The 16,928-nt window shown below is 41.8% G+C and carries 14 protein-coding genes and 1 pseudogene; 4 read left to right on the forward strand and 11 right to left on the reverse strand.

The features are described from left to right. Nucleotide 1 precedes the first annotated feature (1 nt). Nucleotides 2-1,342, reverse strand: a complete 1,341-nt coding sequence (pmbA, locus tag M992_RS00905) for a metalloprotease PmbA (RefSeq protein WP_053906984.1) — start codon at nucleotides 1,340-1,342, stop codon at nucleotides 2-4. 400 nt (nucleotides 1,343-1,742) lie between these two features. Here pmbA and yjgA point away from each other — a divergent pair, with 400 nt between their 5' ends. Then, nucleotides 1,743-2,285, forward strand: a complete 543-nt coding sequence (yjgA, locus tag M992_RS00910; RefSeq protein ID WP_053906985.1) for a ribosome biogenesis factor YjgA — start codon at nucleotides 1,743-1,745, stop codon at nucleotides 2,283-2,285. Between the two features lie 170 nt (nucleotides 2,286-2,455). On the opposite strand, the gene M992_RS00915 is transcribed toward yjgA, so the two are convergent. The 10 genes from M992_RS00915 to mreB all read right to left on the reverse strand — a co-directional run bounded on the left by M992_RS00915 (nucleotide 2,456) and on the right by mreB (nucleotide 14,470). After that, the gene (locus M992_RS00915) at nucleotides 2,456-2,734 is read right to left on the reverse strand and encodes a barstar family protein (RefSeq protein ID WP_072165902.1); all 279 of its coding nucleotides are present in this window, start codon (nucleotides 2,732-2,734) and stop codon (nucleotides 2,456-2,458) included. Nucleotides 2,735-2,741: 7 nt separating this feature from the next. Beyond that, entirely contained in the window at nucleotides 2,742-3,230 is a 489-nt protein-coding gene (locus M992_RS00920; RefSeq protein ID WP_047255237.1) for a ribonuclease domain-containing protein, read from the reverse strand. Nucleotides 3,231-3,362: 132 nt separating this feature from the next. Then, nucleotides 3,363-4,808 (reverse strand): metalloprotease TldD, encoded by a 1,446-nt coding sequence (gene tldD / locus M992_RS00925; protein ID WP_053906986.1) that lies wholly within the window; start codon nucleotides 4,806-4,808, stop codon nucleotides 3,363-3,365. Nucleotides 4,809-4,813: 5 nt separating this feature from the next. Next, nucleotides 4,814-5,671: a deaminated glutathione amidase gene (nit1, locus tag M992_RS00930; RefSeq protein ID WP_047255239.1), complete on the reverse strand. Its 858-nt coding sequence runs from the start codon at nucleotides 5,669-5,671 to the stop codon at nucleotides 4,814-4,816. After that, entirely contained in the window at nucleotides 5,671-9,498 is a 3,828-nt protein-coding gene (yhdP, locus tag M992_RS00935) for an AsmA2 domain-containing protein YhdP (protein WP_187120215.1), read from the reverse strand. Before yhdP ends, nit1 begins: the two co-directional genes overlap by 1 nt. A 197-nt stretch (nucleotides 9,499-9,695) precedes the next feature. Further along, entirely contained in the window at nucleotides 9,696-11,165 is a 1,470-nt protein-coding gene (gene rng, locus M992_RS00940) for a ribonuclease G (protein ID WP_047255240.1), read from the reverse strand. After that, nucleotides 11,165-11,749, reverse strand: a complete 585-nt coding sequence (locus tag M992_RS00945) for a Maf family protein (protein ID WP_053906987.1) — start codon at nucleotides 11,747-11,749, stop codon at nucleotides 11,165-11,167. The genes rng and M992_RS00945 overlap by 1 nt, the downstream gene beginning before the upstream one ends. Nucleotides 11,750-11,808: 59 nt before the next feature. Then, nucleotides 11,809-12,297 (reverse strand): rod shape-determining protein MreD, encoded by a 489-nt coding sequence (mreD, locus tag M992_RS00950; protein WP_053906988.1) that lies wholly within the window; start codon nucleotides 12,295-12,297, stop codon nucleotides 11,809-11,811. A gap of 53 nt (nucleotides 12,298-12,350) precedes the next feature. Further along, nucleotides 12,351-13,319 (reverse strand): rod shape-determining protein MreC, encoded by a 969-nt coding sequence (mreC, locus tag M992_RS00955; protein WP_047255243.1) that lies wholly within the window; start codon nucleotides 13,317-13,319, stop codon nucleotides 12,351-12,353. Nucleotides 13,320-13,426: 107 nt separating this feature from the next. Further along, entirely contained in the window at nucleotides 13,427-14,470 is a 1,044-nt protein-coding gene (mreB, locus tag M992_RS00960; protein WP_047255244.1) for a rod shape-determining protein MreB, read from the reverse strand. Nucleotides 14,471-15,131: 661 nt separating this feature from the next. Between mreB and acuI the strand changes: the two genes are divergently transcribed. The 3 genes and pseudogenes from acuI to M992_RS00975 form a co-directional block, all read left to right on the forward strand. After that, nucleotides 15,132-16,112, forward strand: coding sequence for an acrylyl-CoA reductase (NADPH) (gene acuI / locus M992_RS00965; protein ID WP_053906989.1), 981 nt, complete (start codon nucleotides 15,132-15,134; stop codon nucleotides 16,110-16,112). Between the two features lie 229 nt (nucleotides 16,113-16,341). Continuing rightward, complete coding sequence (aroQ, locus tag M992_RS00970) at nucleotides 16,342-16,806, forward strand: type II 3-dehydroquinate dehydratase (RefSeq protein ID WP_053906990.1); 465 nt, start codon at nucleotides 16,342-16,344, stop codon at nucleotides 16,804-16,806. 18 nt (nucleotides 16,807-16,824) lie between these two features. Next, nucleotides 16,825-16,928, forward strand: a pseudogene (locus tag M992_RS00975) (acetyl-CoA carboxylase biotin carboxyl carrier protein); the annotation flags it as partial.

Raw genomic sequence — 16,928 nt, forward strand, 5'->3', positions numbered from 1 at the left:
GTTACTGACCAGCGATACTCATTTCAGGTAACAGCACTGAACCGCACTGAATATTGCTGCGCATTTCAATATCGTCACCAATAGTGACTATGTTGGCCCACATATCTTTTAAATTACCAGCAATAGTAATTTCACTGACGGGATATTGAATTTCGCCATTTTCAACCCAAAAACCTGCGGCTCCACGAGAATAATCACCCGTCATGGCACTCACACCTTGGCCCATCAGTTCGGTAACAATTAATCCCGTGCCCATTTTTTTGAGTAACCCATCAAAAGAATCTCCTTGGCCAGGAATATGCCAATTATGAATACCACCTGCATGTCCGGTGCTCTTTAGCCCCAACTTACGTGCAGAATAAGAAGTTAATAACCAAGTGGTTAGCATTCCCTGATCAATAATATTACGCTGACTTGTACGTACGCCTTCGCTATCAAATGGCGTTGAAGCTAAACCGCCAATTAAGTGGGGTTGTTCTGTAATCGTTAGCCATTCTGGCAGAATTTGCTGACCTAAGCTGTCCATCAAGAATGAGGATTTACGATAAATACTGCTGCCACTAATCGCACCGACTAAATGCCCAAATAATCCGGTTGCTACTTCTGCGGCAAAAATTACCGGTGCTTTCATCGTCGGTAACTTACGCGGCGATAATCGAGCCAGTGTTCGTCGAGCACATTCTTGGCCTACCCATTCAGGCGATTGCAAAGAAGCCATACTGCGCCCAATGGTATAAGCATAATCGCGTTCCATATCACCATTATGTTCAGCAATAACGCAGCTCGACATTGAATAGCGGCTTGAACAATAACTTTGCAGCATGCCATGTGAATTGCCAAAAACACGGATCCCATAATGACCATTAAAACTGCCGCCCTCGGTATTTACGATACGGGGGTCTGCTTCTAGTGCCGCTTTCTCTGCCGCTGCCGCTAATTTAATCGCTTCATCTGGCTCAAGGGGTGTAGCTTGAAATAATTGTAAATCGGGTGCATCAAAAGCTAATAAATCTTTATCAGCAGGCCCTGCAAAGGCATCTTCTGAGGTATACTGCGCAATATCAATTGCCGCCTGAACCGTACGTTGAATGGCTTCAGGCGTTAAATCTGTCGAAGATGCACTGCCTTTTCGCTGGCGATGATAAACGGTGATGCCTAATGCGCCGTCACTGTTAAATTCGACATTTTCGACTTCACCATGACGCGTACTAACACCTATGCCTGTACTTTTATTAACCGCGACTTCTGCGGCATCACAATGCTGTTGAGCGAATTCAAGAGCCTGAGAAACAGCCTCTTCCAGTATTTTACGTTGCTGAGCTACCTGTTCATTGGGGTTCATTGATTAAAATCCGAGTAAAAAGAGGAAAAATCACCGGTTTATGCCCTAACAATTGGAAAGTACAGTAGTCATTAGGCAATTTTCCCAGTTACAATACATAATAATATAGCCTAAATGCTTCAAGTAGTAGAAAGCCAGTAAATAGTGTTTTCCAAATAACCGTAAACTTTTGCCATTCACTAGCAACGAGTTAATCAGTGCGTTATAGGGACTATCAATAAAACTGGCCTATTCAACCGGTACTATTCAATCGGTAGTATACAATCGATACTGTACATTCGATTGCTATACAGCCGGAACTGTACAACTTGAAGCATGATGGATAAATGAATGTTAACACCCACAACGCAGCAGGTCATGCAAATTACGCTGTTGCTTTCTGTAAATAAAGGAAACCATTATGGCCAGACAGCCTGAAGATTGGCTCGATGAGACGCCCTCGCCACAAGAAGACGATGACGAGATCATTTGGGTCAGTAAAAGCGAAATAAAACGTGATGCCGAAGCTTTAAAAAAGCTGGGCGCCGAGCTGGTTGATCTGAGTAAAAATGAGTTAGAACGCATCCCCCTCGATGAAGACTTATTGGCCGCTATCGAGCTGGCACAAAAAATTAGACGCGAAGGCCGTCGTCGTCAGTTGCAGTTGATTGGTAAATTATTACGCGCGCGTGATCCTGAACCTATCACTGAAGCTCTGGATCGACTTAAAAATCGTCATAACCAACAAACGCTTATCTTCCATAAATTGGAAGATCTGAGGATTAGATTATTAGAAAATGGCGATGAGGTGATTGAGGAAGTGGTTGAATTATTTCCAATGACTGACCGCCAACAATTACGTGCACTGGTGCGTAATGCCAAAAAGGAAAAAGCCGCCGCTAAACCACCAAAATCATTCCGTCAGCTATTTCAGTATTTAAAAGAGTTATCTGAAACCGCCTAACGAACAGTAAGAGTGCGATAAAAAACCGGAATAATGCTGTGTTAAATACACAGCAGATCCGGCTTTTTTATGCAGCCATAGCCGCTAATAGTCAATATTAATCTGTATGGTGGGTTAACACTCTATTTATGATACGGTTTTTTTATACGGCTATTTTCTAGATAATAATTTTATATACTGCAATGAAAAATAAGTTGCCCATTTAATTCTTCTTGTGCATCAATCATCAATTCAATAATGTCTGAAAACAGCCCCCATTGAGACTGATCAAGCTGGCGAAAGACAATACGTATCGGCAATTCAATTTCGCCATTAAGCATATCCCACAGCGCATCCAAATTATGTCCAAACCACTCAGGTAACTGAAAACGTTGCTGAAATTGTTGATAAAAATCAGCGATACTGTCTATATAGTCAAAATCAAAAACTTCAGTTCGGCAGATATCCATAACTAACTCATTTAACTTGATTAAAGGATTTATAATGGTCTTTACTGAGATAAATCATACCGTCAGAGGAATAAAGTAAGCGATCGGCACCTCGGTGCCCACAGCGATAATTAATATCGGCTTCATACCATTGTCGATGAGGGGCTATCGGTAAACGTTTTTCCCGATTTAAAAATTTATCTCCCCCAATGGCTTTCCCCGGCATCACTTCACACAGATTGCCCACACGAGGATCCCAGCCATTCTGACGCGCGACTTTCTTGGTAATATAAAACTCAGGCAATCGTTGGTATTTCTCAACATAGCTCACCACTGATTTTTCTGCCGTTAGCTGATCAATCTTTTGTGATTTATTATCTCTCAACGCTTGCTCAGGTGGGGATATCGGACGCAATGATTGCTCGGTTGTTTGCAAATCACTGCCTTTAAAATACAAGCTCACGGCGATTAAAACTGCCATAATTAGCATAGAAATAAGCCGCTTATTAAACTTCATAATATGTTTTTTATCCTAAATAATCTGTAAGTATAGGGTGCCGAGCACACCGCCACCATAGCGGTGGCTCAATCCCTAAAACCTACCAATAAAACCAGTCAATATCCATAAACTAAACAACAGAGAAACGAATTAAGCTGTACCACCGACAGTAATTTGATCTAACTTCAGTGTGGGTTGCCCCACACCGACCGGTAAACTTTGCCCTTCCTTACCGCAAACACCTACACCTTTATCCAGTGCTAAGTCATTGCCCACCATAGATATTTGCTGCATAGCTTCATGACCGGCACCGATAAGTGTCGCCCCTTTTACTGGCTTAGTTATTTTGCCATTTTCAATTAAATAAGCTTCTGACGTTGAAAACACGAACTTACCCGAGGTAATATCGACCTGTCCACCGGCAAAATTCGGCGCATAAATACCTTTATCAACACTAGCAATAATATCAGCAGGTGATGATTCTCCGGCTAACATATAAGTATTGGTCATGCGTGGCATAGGTAGATGGGCATAAGATTCTCGTCGTGCGTTACCGGTAGGCACGGTTCCCATCAGTCTAGCATTCAGCTTATCTTGCATATAACCTTTCAAAATACCATTTTCAATCAATAGATTGCATTGTCCCGGTACCCCTTCATCATCGATAGCTAATGAACCTCGACGCCCAAAGAGCGTGCCATCGTCAACGATTGAACACAATTCAGAAGCAACTTTCTCGCCGATTTGACCACTGAAAACAGAGCTGCCACGGCGATTAAAATCGCCTTCTAGACCATGCCCTACCGCTTCATGCAATAAAACCCCCGGCCAACCTGCACCTAATACTACCGGCATCGTTCCTGCAGGTGCGGCGATCGCCGTTAAATTGAGCAATGCCATACGTACCGCTTCACGAGCATATTGCTCGGCTAAAATTTGTCCGTCATGTATTTCAAGAAAATAATCGTACCCCGAGCGAGCGCCACCGCCACTGCCGCCGCGTTCCCTTTTGCCATCATCTTCGACTAAAACGCTAACCGATAAGCGAACTAATGGGCGAACATCGGCAGCCAATGTACCATCAGTCGCTGCCACAAGAACTTGTTCGTAAATTCCGGTTAAACTAGCATTTACTTCGATAACGCGAGGATCTTCTGCTCGGGCTATTTGATCAACTCGGTGTAATAAACCTATTTTTTCTTCGCGGGATAAACTATTCAGCGGATCAAGTAATGGATATAACGGTTTATAATTCACTTCACCTAAGATCTGAGCCTTGCCATTGCCACGCTCAGAAACAATACTTCGTGCTGCATGTGCACTTTGTTGTAACGCAAGTAAATTGATTTGATCCGCATACGCGAAACCGGTTTTTTCACCACTAATCGCTCGGACACCAACGCCTTGATCGATATTATAAGAACCATCTTTAATAATACGATCTTCTAAGATCCACGCTTCGTGATAGCTAGATTGAAAATACAAATCGGCATAATCCAAACGGCGTTCAGATAATAGACCTAAAACATCAGCTAATTTTTGTTGATCGAGGTGGTTCACGGTTAGCAAATTTTCGCTAACAAAGGCTAAACTCATAATTATTACTCTTTAGTAGTTGATTCTTTGTTTATCAGTGATGTCAGATGAGGGCGAAAACGATTATGTTTTACCACTTTAATCTGCTCACGCATGACTTCGAGACTATCGACACGCAGATTGAGCTCTAAGGCTGAAACCGCATCAACATTTTTCTTTAATACTTTACCCCAGCCATCGACTGCCAAAGTATGCCCCCAAGTTTTACGAGTACCATGTACACCCACTTGCGCCGGAGCAACAATAATACATTGGTTTTCTATCGCTCTGGCTCGCAGTAACGGCTCCCAATGAGCTTTTCCAGTTAGACGCGTAAATGCGGCTGGCACAGAAATAATCTCAGCACCTTGCTCACGCAGTGCCTGAAATAAGCCAGGGAAGCGCAGATCATAACAGATTGTCATGCCAAGGCGTCCCACTGGAGTATCTACTACCGTGATATGTTCACCACGCTGATAAATAGATGATTCATTATATGTACCTTGTTCATCTGTAATACTTACATCGAACATATGGATTTTATCGTAACGCGCTTGAATATTGCCTTTTTCATCAAATAGTAAGCTACTACTGGTGATTTTTTCCGCATTTTCACGACTGACCAGCGGCATCGAACCAATTAAAATCCAAACATTATAACGCTTGGCTAGTTCACTAACGGCGGCTTGTAATGGGCCTTGGCCTTCAATTTCGGCTCGCTTTTTATAGGTTGCGGCATCGGCGAATAACAGCGCATTCTCGGGGGTCATGACTAACTTAACTGAGCTGGGTAACTGTTTGATTTGCTGCTCAATTTGCGCTAAATTATGCTGAGTATTTCTACCGCTGCATAATTGTAAAAGTGCAACATTGACATTTTTCATCACTTCTCATTCTCCTTAAGCTGTCGCAGCACCTCATCAATCTTAGGCTCATCTAAGCTACCGGTAATATGATAGCGAATAACGGAGATTTTACTCCATAATGGCCCAAAGACTTTGCTGGCTGCAAAAACCGCCGCCCCGACAATCGGATTTACGGCGAAAGCAGTGGCAACACCTACAGTCGCAGATAATTCAGGCGTTACAACGACTTCCATATTGATCTTTCTTTGTAACAGATTAATTTGACCCGATAATTTAATATCCGCAATTAAACCATCGATAAATGTATTTTCAGTACTTAATACACCTTTCGTTAGTTTAGCTGTTGCTTTGATCGAATCAAAATTGAAGTCATTACTAAACGTATCACGAAAATCAAAGCGAAGTTTGCGTAACAATGCATCAAAACTCATTAAGCGCAATAATCGCCCTGCATTACCGCCGCCCATTTCAGAAATCGCACCTTTGCCTAATTGGGCAGTTAACAGCCCATTAAGAGAGGACACATCAGGTGACCACGGTGTGTCTCGCCAATTAACATCAAATTCAATAACATAAGGCGATTCAATAATTGGCACTAATACCCCATAATAAGCGGCAGTATCATCAAAACGTTCACCTTGCAGCGTTCCCGCCAGCTGAGTTTTATTTTCGGATCCACTTTGCCATATTGCATCTAGCTTTAATTGAGTTGCGCTGTTATTTAACGTCCCGCCAGTGAGCTGCAAAGTATGACCTTTAGGCTGTAACGTAGCCGTAATTTGACCTAATTTATAACCACTAATCCAACACTCTCGGCACAATACATTAAGGGTTGGCCAACTGGCAAAATGGTAGATTTGAGAGGCAGAATTTACTGTTTTATCCGAGGTCGGTGTTAATGTGCTCAGTGGATTAAAGTAAAGGTAATCAATCGCTAATTGCCAATATTTATCATGTGGCATATTCAGGCTGGCTCGAATATCGGGGCTATTAGCCTGTAGCGAAAACCCGGAAGCTGTTTGATCAACCGTTAACGCAAGTTGCTTCCACTGCTGCCCGCCAAGTGTTATCGAAGGAGTGGTGAACTTTATAGTATGTGGATAATCGAAACGCATATCTCCCGCTTTACTGGCTGGCGTATCAATATCAAGCTGACCGAGCAGCATTAGCCACTTAGGATCGCTAATTTCAGGTAAATCAATCTGTAATAATGACGATTTAGGCAGTTGAGGAATGGTATCTTTCCAAGGTGAAATTTGCCCTTTCAGCAAACTCACTTGCTGGTTACCTAATTGCCATTCACTATTAAAACCTATCAGCTTGCCAATATCGCCATAAATAGCGAGCTGTTCGGTGCTACCTTGAGCCTGTGCGCTTAGCGTTTTTAGTTTACTTAATAACTGAGGATCGATATCAGAAAATTGGTGCTTAAGCTGGCTGATATCGCTATTTAGCTGAATATCTAATGCTGTTTTTGTCCCCGCGTGCTCAGGGATAGTTATTCCTACCGTGCTTTGCCAATCAATTTTACCTTGCAGTTTTTGGCGTAGATTTTCCGGAATAGCATTAATTTTTTCTGCTAACCAATGACCCGCCAATTGAATATCAACTTGATAGTGTTTCTTTTTTTCGTGTGTAGTAAAACTTAAATCGATCGGTTGGCCAAACCAAGACCCCTGCAGTGTGTTACTGGTTAAATTACCATTCACAAAAGAAAACTGTCCTGAAACCTGCTTTAGCTGACTATCGATCGATTTAATATAAATATCATTATGATTTAATTTAACGGTTCCCTCGGCAACTACCTGCTTTTCCGGTTCTAAAGGAATAGATAATGCAAGAGAGCCAGCCACATTACCGTCAATTTGCAATATATCTAAGGTTTCACCAATCGACTCTTTCATCGGTGATAACATAAAATAATCATGAATTTGCTGACCGGTTCCAGCAATATTTGCATTAATTTTCAGCATTGAATCGGCATAATCAGCGATATCAGCATGCACATCGGTGGCGATCGCTTTATCTAATTTCAATGTTGGCGCTGACATAAATAGGCCTTGGCGCTGGAAATTTAAATCGATATCCAAATTAAAAATTGCCGGCCAGTGAGGATCATATTCAAAGGTTGCATCGCGTAAAGGCACAAAGACCTGAAATTGACCATTATTTTGATAAAACGGAAAATCTTCTGGTGAGCCTCTAAATAATAAACTGGCTTCATCCACTCGACCTGCAATAATGGCTGAAGTTAGATAATTAGCCAGATCTTGCCCCATCAATGTCTGAGGAAAATAGCGCCACGCTTGCCCAGCATCGTCTAAGCGGATGCCTGCCAGTATATTTAAATCTGGCTTTTGTTGTCCTTGCTGCTGATAACGAAATTGACCATTAACCCACAGAGAAGTGGCCTGAATATCGAGTTTATCACTCCACAATTCAAAGTTATCTTCAAGCGCACGCCAAAAAATATGCCCGCGCGCTTTAGTTATATTCAATGGCTTGGCAAACATAGGTTTATCAGACTCAGACATAGGTTGGTAATCAATTTCTCCGTCAGCCACAGAAAAAGAAACCACTCCACGCTGCTTATCACCAACTAAGACGCCACTAAAGCCATTCATTGATGGCAATGACTTCCATTTTTTCCAACTTACATCATGCCAATCCATATCAATTTGGGTATGCTCTGGCATATCAGGGGTCAAATCGACGGCAAAGCTGCTAATTAGCCCCATTGGTTGACGATGTTGCCAATCTTGAACCATCTCCGGTGTCAAAAATGAGAAGGTAGGTAATATCTCACTTAAGCGTTCGAGCTGAATATTTTTAGCCCGAATACGCCAGTGATCATTGTGTTTATATTTACTTGAGCTTGGTAAATACAATACCGAGAGGCTTCCCATTGGCCAAATATATTCGTCAGTTTTTACCGTGTCTAGCTCAGGAATATCAAATAACCAGCCATTGCCTTGACGGCGCATTCGCAGTAATAAATCATTAACCTGAAGATTATGGGCTGCGTGATCCATCTCCCAGTTAGCCTCACCTTGACGTAGCTGTAATAAGCCACTTTGAATACGGCTATCTTTCAACGTTACCCATGATGACAGACTAAAATTAGCATCCTGCAATCCACTATTATCGCGCAACCAACGGCTAAGCCATGGCTGCATATCGATATTATCTGCCTGCAAATAGATGGTGCCATCACTCAAAATGTCATTTTTGTCAGTTAAATCTAATTTAACTTGTAAAAAACCATGCTGTTTATTAATAGTTTCAAGGCTAACGTATCCCTGAGCGCGATGACGACCAGGCTGATTTAGCCAAGACAATTCAGGCAATAATAAGGTAGTTTTTTGTTCTGAAGGAGTAAGAAACGAAATTTGACTATTTTTGAGCGTAAAATTATCAAACTTACGTAAAAATAGATCATCAAAACTGCCAAACTGCTGATCGGTATCGAGTGGCGAGTCTTTATCGAGAGGAACTTTATAATCGACGTTCAATTGATAAAAGGTTAGATCACGAAAACGCCAACGTAGCGAGAATAATGAGCGCCAAACATCAAGTTCAATTGAAATTTTCTCTGCATCCGCATCCAGCATATCGCTACGAATAACCACTTGATTAATGGTTAAACTGGGGCCAAATGAATGCCATGCAGCATCTAAATGACCAATTTCAATCGGAATACCTGAAGTTTGCTCAAATCTTGCAGCAATTTGTGTACGATAATCATTGATATAAGGCAGAAAAAAACGCAGTCCACTGAGCAATAATGCACAGATAATCAGTACCAAAGCGGCTGTCACCAACATAATTTTGGGCAGTCGTTTCACCAGCCTCTCCTTCATGAATGCCGCTGTAAGCTAAATAATTAATGCGACAATAATAAAATTATTCCATCTTCTCAAGAGCGTAATCTATTCTCGCTATCAAGATAAATGGAATAAAACCCGCTGGCTGCAATCTAAAACAAGGCTAATTAATACATGCAGTTGATTTTTATCATTTCGACATTATTGCTACGTCATTACTACATCATTACTACATCAAAACGTTCTTGGCTGTATAGCGGTTCGACTTGAACTTTAACTTGTTTGCCGACAAAAATTTCCACTTCAGCTAACGCATGGGATTCATCACCCGTCAGCACATCGACCACTGATTTTGCGGCGTAAACTAGAAAACGATCGGCGTCAATAGAACGATGAACCCGTACAATTTCACGTAATATTTCATAGCACACGGTTTCAACCGATTTTACCGTACCTCGTCCTTGGCAACTTGGGCAGCAATCACAAAGAACATGTTCGAGGCTTTCTCTAGTACGCTTGCGAGTCATTTCCACCAACCCCAATTGGGAAAAGCCATTGATGGTAGTTTTCACTTTATCTTTGCTAAGCGCTTGTTCTAAAGATGCCAGTACACGACGACGATGTTCTGCATCAATCATATCAATAAAATCAATAATAATAATACCGCCCAAATTACGCAGACGTAATTGCCGTGCAATCGCCTGAGTGGCTTCAACATTGGTATTAAAAATAGTTTCTTCTAAATTACGATGCCCAACAAATGCACCGGTATTAATATCTATCGTAGTCATGGCTTCGGTTTGGTCAATAATTAGATAACCACCAGACTTCAATTCAACTTTACGTTCTAATGCTCGCTGAATTTCATTTTCAACATCATACAAATCAAAAATAGGCTGATTCCCCTGATAAAGCTCTAATTTAGCTGTCATTTCAGGGACATACTCAGCAATAAACTCTTGCAGTTGTTCGTGAGTTAAACGTGAATCGACTCGAATTCTATCCAGTGCAGCGCCAGCAAAATCACGAATAATACGATGAGCTAAAGCTAACTCACCGTAAATTTTGGTCCGTGTGACATTACGCTTTTTACGCTCAATCACTTTTGTCCATAAGCGTTTAAGGAACGCAGCATCTTGGCGTAATTCTTCTTCGCCGACGCCTTCAGCCGCAGTACGAATAATAAATCCGCCATTTTCGTCACAATATTCGGCAACTATTTGCTTTAATCTTTCACGCTCAGATTCACTGTCAATACGCTGAGAAACCCCGACATGTGAAGCGCCCGGCATAAAAACTAAATAACGCGAGGGCAAGGTAATATCGGTAGTTAAACGCGCGCCTTTGGTTCCTAAAGGATCTTTAACCACCTGAACAATAAGATCTTGCCCCTGCTTGACTAATTCAGCGATATCACGAACATGAAAGTTTTTTTGTTCTTCACCAGCAATACATTCAGTATGCGGCATAATATCGGAAGCATGTAAAAAAGCGGCTTTATCGAGGCCAATATCAACAAAGGCCGCCTGCATTCCAGGAAGCACCCGGCTCACACGGCCTTTGTAAATATTGCCAACAATTCCTCTTTTGGCTTCGCGTTCAATATGGATCTCTTGCAGTATCCCGCCGTCAATATAGGCAACTCGCGTCTCAGATGGTGTGATATTTACTAACAATTCAGCGGTCATTATTTTCCCTTACCATCAATTAGCGCTAAAAATCGCTCAATTAATTCTTCTGTTTCGACTAGCGGTAAGCCAACAACGGCATGATAGCTGCCATTAATTTTCCGTACGAAACGCCCACCGAGCCCTTGAATACCATAAGCACCCGCTTTATCCATCGGTTCACCACTCGCAATATAATCCTGTATTTCTAATTTTGATAAATCGCGGAAGGTCACATCAGTCACAATTAATTGTGATAATAATTGTTTTGAGTTAGAAACTGCGATGGCCGTCATCACTTGGTGAGTTTGCCCTGATAATAACGCAAGGATCTCAGCCGCATGCTGTTTATCTCTCGGTTTTTCTAGAATATTTTGATGTAATACAACGATAGTATCTGCCCCTAGCACCGGGTAATCATAAGGCGCAATAGCCACTCCTGCCTGTGATTTTTCGATAGCTAATCTTTGGACGTACTGCTGAGGGGTTTCTCCGAACCCCCATTCTTCGATAACCGAGGGACGTAAGATATCGCATTGATAATTTAATAACCCGATCAGCTCACGCCTTCTTGGTGAACCAGAAGCCAAATAAATACAGCTCATTATTTTTAGTCCCTTTTATAAATATTTTCAATGCTATATTTTTAATGCGATATATCAAGTTAATAAACGGAGAATTGACGACGAACTTTTCGTAGTAATAAAAATAACCATGGCCACAGAATACCATTGACCACACTATTCCAAAATACTTGAGGATGAAACAAAACTTGAGATGAAACAAACTCGGCCCAGAAAACCGTAAAATCTAAAATAATAGTCAGACCAATAATCACCAATGATTGCTGCCATAGTGCCATATTACGCAGTAATTGATGTTTATAAGCCACTAAATAGCAGATAATACTGTACGCCAGTGCATTAACGCCCAAAGCTGCCCCTTGGATTAAATCGACTACGATCCCCAAGAAAAAGCTGGTTCCCACACTGACCCGATGGGGTAAGGCCATCACCCAATATATTAAAATTAGCAGTAACCAAGATGGCCGATAATATGCCAGAAATTCAGGCCAAGGCATGATCTGCAAAATAATGGCAATAAAAAAAGATAACCAAATGATCCCACGACCATTTCCGCGGTATTCATTCATTAGTTTTTATCCTTTATACCCAAAATTCATTGATGATAGCCCTTTATTAGACATTAACGCCCTGAAGGTGAATCGATATTCGCCGGTAATGGCGGCCCTTGCAATTCATTGGGGGTTGGTAATACTTGCGGGAGAACTTTCATCAAGCGTTCATTTGCAGCACGGTACACTTCAGAAGGCGGCAAAGGCTGTGCAGGATCGCTATCGCTCCCCCATAACAATAATAAGTATCTTAGGCGCTGCAGTTCAGCCGTCGGCTTGGCATTAATGATGGTGTAAGCACGTTGAGTATCATGTTTCACACTAGAGACTACCCCTACAGGATAGCCCTCAGGGAAGCGTCCGCCTAATCCAGAAGTCACTAACACATCACCCGGGCGAATATCCGTATTTTCTGGCAATGGCTCTAATTGTAAGTCGTCGCTACATCCCGTTCCTACCGCAATCACTCGCACATCATTACGCAATACCTGAACCGGTAACGCATGTGTAGTATCGCAAATCAATAACACACGGCTATTAAACTGGCTGACGCCCACAATTTGTCCCACGACGCCTTTGTCACTGATAACCGGTTGACCTTCATAGACACCATCATGCGTACCTTTGTCAATAACCACTTGATCACGATACGGTGTATTAGCGCCAGAAATAACCTGAGTAACCATCATATGCTCATCTTGACGCAATGGCGAACCAAGTAATTCACGAAGACGGGAGTTTTCTTGCTTTAATTGCTCTAACAATAGGCTATCAGCTTTATTAAGCAGTAATTCCTGCTTTAATGCTCGATTTTCAAACCTTAATTGTTCGCGAGTTGAAAAACCATCAGATACGCTGTCAAGTAGCTGACGAGGACCATTAGCCAGAAAATAGAACGGGCTGACGGCCGTATCCAGATAGGAACGGATTTTATTGAAAGGTTCAAAACGATGATCAACCGCCACCAGCATTATCGCAACAATAACCGCAATAAAAATACGCAATTGTAGGGAAGGACCACGCCTAAAAATCGGCTTCATGTATAACAGTGCTTCACAATTATCAAAGAATAAAAATAAATAGACAACGTAAATAGGGTTGAAAGGAGGGTCAGCGTGATCCTCCTTGCTCGCCTGCAGGTCAGCCGTTAATCTTCACTAAATAAATCGCCGCCATGCATATCAATCATTTCTAAAGCTTTACCACCACCACGCGCTACGCAGGTTAATGGATCTTCGGCAACAATAACAGGAATACCGGTTTCTTCCATCAATAAGCGATCGAGATTACGCAGTAGTGCACCACCGCCAGTCAATACCATGCCGCGCTCTGAAATATCGGAGGCTAATTCTGGAGGGCATTGTTCTAATGCAACCATGACCGCGCTGACGATACCAATCAATGGCTCTTGTAATGCCTCAAGGATCTCGTTGGAATTCAACGTAAATCCACGAGGAACACCTTCGGCTAAGTTACGTCCACGTACTTCAATTTCATATAACTGATCTGTTGGATAAGCAGAGCCAATTTCATGCTTAATACGCTCGGCTGTCGCTTCACCAATTAATGAACCATAATTACGACGAACATAATTAATAATTGATTCATCAAAACGGTCACCACCAATGCGAACAGAAGAAGAATAAACCACGCCATTCAATGAAATAACTGCGACTTCAGTGGTTCCGCCACCGATATCAACCACCATAGAACCGGTTGCTTCAGATACAGGTAGACCAGCACCAATCGCTGCCGCCATCGGTTCTTCAATTAAGAATACTTCACGCGCACCAGCGCTCAAGGCAGACTCGCGAATCGCTTTACGCTCAACCTGTGTCGCTCCAACGGGTACACAGACCAAAACACGCGGGCTAGGACGCATAAAACTATTGCTATGCACTTGTTTGATAAAATGCTGTAGCATTTTTTCAGTTAGAAAGAAGTCAGCGATAACACCATCTTTCATCGGACGAATAGCGGAAATATTACCCGGTGTACGCCCCAGCATTTGTTTTGCTTCACCACCTACGGCTGCAACACTTTTTGGTGAACCTGCACGGTCTTGGCGAATAGCCACCACCGAGGGTTCATTTAACTTCACTCCTTGTCCTTTGACATAAATAAGGGTATTCGCAGTACCCAAATCAATGGACAGGTCATTAGAAAACATGCCACGAAATTTTTTAAACATAACGAAAGGATTATCCTGCAAGCCGGGGACGAATGAAAATCCGTCTACTCTACCAACCATCAAAAATAGCCTCAAGGCGTACAACAAGGCTATTTCTATTTATATGGCTAAAATTAATCACACTATAATTAATCGCACTATAATTAATCACATAAAAACACGCCCATTGTACGTGCTTTTATAAAGACGAAGCAGATAAAAACTTCAAAAAAGTAGCCTACTTTACGCATTTTTCACGCAGATGCTATGAGAAAATAAGCTAATTGCTCAAATACTTTACTCTTTTTTTATCTGCGCCGTATTCATGATATTTACCCCTCTTGTGACCTATTATCCTAGGCTCAAGTTCAAATAAATTTTACTTTATTTTTTTAAGGGTTTAACACATAGGAATATTATGCCCTTTATCAGCATATTATTTTATATATGTTTTATAGATTACAACGACATGTCTTAAGCTTTTGGTTTTTTGTCCTGAAAAAACCAAAGATTATCTTAATCGATAGACATTCTGCACGATAAAAGCACACATAAGCTAGAAAAAAAACGCATATTTACAAATTAATTATTGATTTAAAAATTCATCTCGAATCAGTGGCGTTACTCTCCCTGTGGTTTACGTTATAATTCATCGTACAAATTCAAGACTAATGAGGTAATTATGAAGGCATTATTACTCGAACAACATGCCGATGGACAAGTAGTACAAGTCAAGAATTGTGCGGTTGATGAATTACCACCGGGTGATGTTATCGTTGATATTCATTGGTCTACGCTAAATTATAAAGATGCATTAGCTATTACCGGTAAAGGCAAAATCGTTCGTCAATTTCCTATGATCCCCGGCATCGATTTTTCGGGTACAGTTAATCACTCAACAGATCCACGTTTTAAAATCGGCCAACAGGTATTACTCACTGGCTGGGGCGTAGGTGAAAATCACTGGGGGGGTTTAGCGACTCAAGCTCGCGTTCCCGCAAATTATCTAACCGCAGTACCGGATAATTTATCTTTGCGCCAAGCGATGATCATCGGTACTGCCGGTTTCACCGCTATGCTCTGTGTGATGGCACTGCAAGATAGTGGTATAACGCCGGAGCATGGCGATATTATTGTCACCGGTGCCAGTGGCGGTGTCGGAAGCACAGCAATTCAATTACTCTCTCGCTTAGGTTATTCAGTCACCGCAGTTACAGGCCGAGCCGAAAATAGCGATTATCTGTATCAACTAGGTGCTAAAAATATTTTGTCTCGTAACGATTTTCCTGCACAACCGCGTCCTTTGAATAAGCAGCGTTGGGCAGGAGGAGTGGATACTGTCGGAGGACATATTTTGGCTGCGATACTGGCAGAAACTCAGTATAACGGGACTGTCGCTGCGTGTGGATTAGCAGGAGGGATTGAGTTATCAACCACGGTAATGCCATTTATTTTGCGTAACATCCGTCTGCAAGGTATTGATTCAGTACATTATCCCGCAGAGAAACGCGCTGAAGTTTGGCAACGATTAGCATCACTGTTACCGGAAAGCTTTTATCAGCAGGTAGCTTGCGAGATTTCTCTTGCACAAGCTGCCGATTACGCTGAAAAATTAGTCAACAATCAAATTACTGGGCGTATTCTTGTCGATACTCGCAGTTAAAATAAAAAAAAACAGCACCCTGAAAATCAGAGGTGCTGCACACTTCAAAGAATAGTTGCCGTTATTTTCTCTGATAAGACCAGTATTTTGCTGCTAAATGCTATGAAGTCTTTATAATGGCGAACCTTATTCGTAATAATTTATTTATTTTAAAGATAAATAGATGACAAAGCCTTTACATCAGGTTATGTTGTCAGGTTATTGACGTATCGTCGGAGATACCCGCATAATGGCAGAAGATATTCACATTTTACTTCTTAACGGCCCCAACCTAAACTTGCTGGGAACACGTGAACCTGAGACTTATGGTCGCTTAACGCTGTCAGATCTGGTCACACGTCTCGAACAGGAAGCGGAGCAGTTAGCCGTAAAATTGAGTCATTTTCAGTCCAATGCTGAGCATGAATTGATTAACACAATTCATCAAGCACGCGGAAAAATAGATTTTATTCTTATCAATCCGGCGGCGTTCACGCATACCAGTGTCGCGTTGCGTGATGCGCTATTAGCAGTTGCTATTCCCTTCATTGAGATACATCTGTCTAATGTGCATGCCCGAGAACCTTTTCGCCACCACTCTTATCTCTCTGATCAAGCAGTTGGGGTTATCTGTGGATTAGGTGCGGATGGATATAGTTTCGCTTTACGGGCAGCGGTCAATCGCTTGTCAAAAACTCATCAAATCAAAATATAAGAGTACGGAATCACACTCATGGATATTCGTAAAATTAAAAAGCTGATCGAACTGGTTGAAGAATCAGGTATTTCTGAATTAGAAATTTCTGAAGGTGAAGAGTCAGTACGCATCAGTCGTAT

This window comes from Moellerella wisconsensis ATCC 35017, from assembly GCF_001294465.1.
Lineage (GTDB): Bacteria > Pseudomonadota > Gammaproteobacteria > Enterobacterales > Enterobacteriaceae > Moellerella > Moellerella wisconsensis.

Excerpts from the sequence above, each read along its gene's own strand:
- M992_RS00945 (WP_053906987.1), bottom strand. The coding sequence starts at position 11,749 with ATGAGCTGTATTTATTTGGCTTCTGGTTCACCAAGAAGGCGTGAGCTG.
- mreB (WP_047255244.1), bottom strand. The coding sequence starts at position 14,470 with ATGTTTAAAAAATTTCGTGGCATGTTTTCTAATGACCTGTCCATTGAT.
- mreD (WP_053906988.1), bottom strand. The coding sequence starts at position 12,297 with ATGAATGAATACCGCGGAAATGGTCGTGGGATCATTTGGTTATCTTTT.
- M992_RS00915 (WP_072165902.1), bottom strand. The coding sequence starts at position 2,734 with ATGGATATCTGCCGAACTGAAGTTTTTGATTTTGACTATATAGACAGT.
- mreC (WP_047255243.1), bottom strand. The coding sequence starts at position 13,319 with ATGAAGCCGATTTTTAGGCGTGGTCCTTCCCTACAATTGCGTATTTTT.
- nit1 (WP_047255239.1), bottom strand. The coding sequence starts at position 5,671 with ATGAAAAATGTCAATGTTGCACTTTTACAATTATGCAGCGGTAGAAAT.
- aroQ (WP_053906990.1), top strand. The coding sequence starts at position 16,342 with ATGGCAGAAGATATTCACATTTTACTTCTTAACGGCCCCAACCTAAAC.
- tldD (WP_053906986.1), bottom strand. The coding sequence starts at position 4,808 with ATGAGTTTAGCCTTTGTTAGCGAAAATTTGCTAACCGTGAACCACCTC.
- rng (WP_047255240.1), bottom strand. The coding sequence starts at position 11,165 with ATGACCGCTGAATTGTTAGTAAATATCACACCATCTGAGACGCGAGTT.
- pmbA (WP_053906984.1), bottom strand. The coding sequence starts at position 1,342 with ATGAACCCCAATGAACAGGTAGCTCAGCAACGTAAAATACTGGAAGAG.
- M992_RS00920 (WP_047255237.1), bottom strand. The coding sequence starts at position 3,230 with ATGAAGTTTAATAAGCGGCTTATTTCTATGCTAATTATGGCAGTTTTA.
- yjgA (WP_053906985.1), top strand. The coding sequence starts at position 1,743 with ATGGCCAGACAGCCTGAAGATTGGCTCGATGAGACGCCCTCGCCACAA.
- acuI (WP_053906989.1), top strand. The coding sequence starts at position 15,132 with ATGAAGGCATTATTACTCGAACAACATGCCGATGGACAAGTAGTACAA.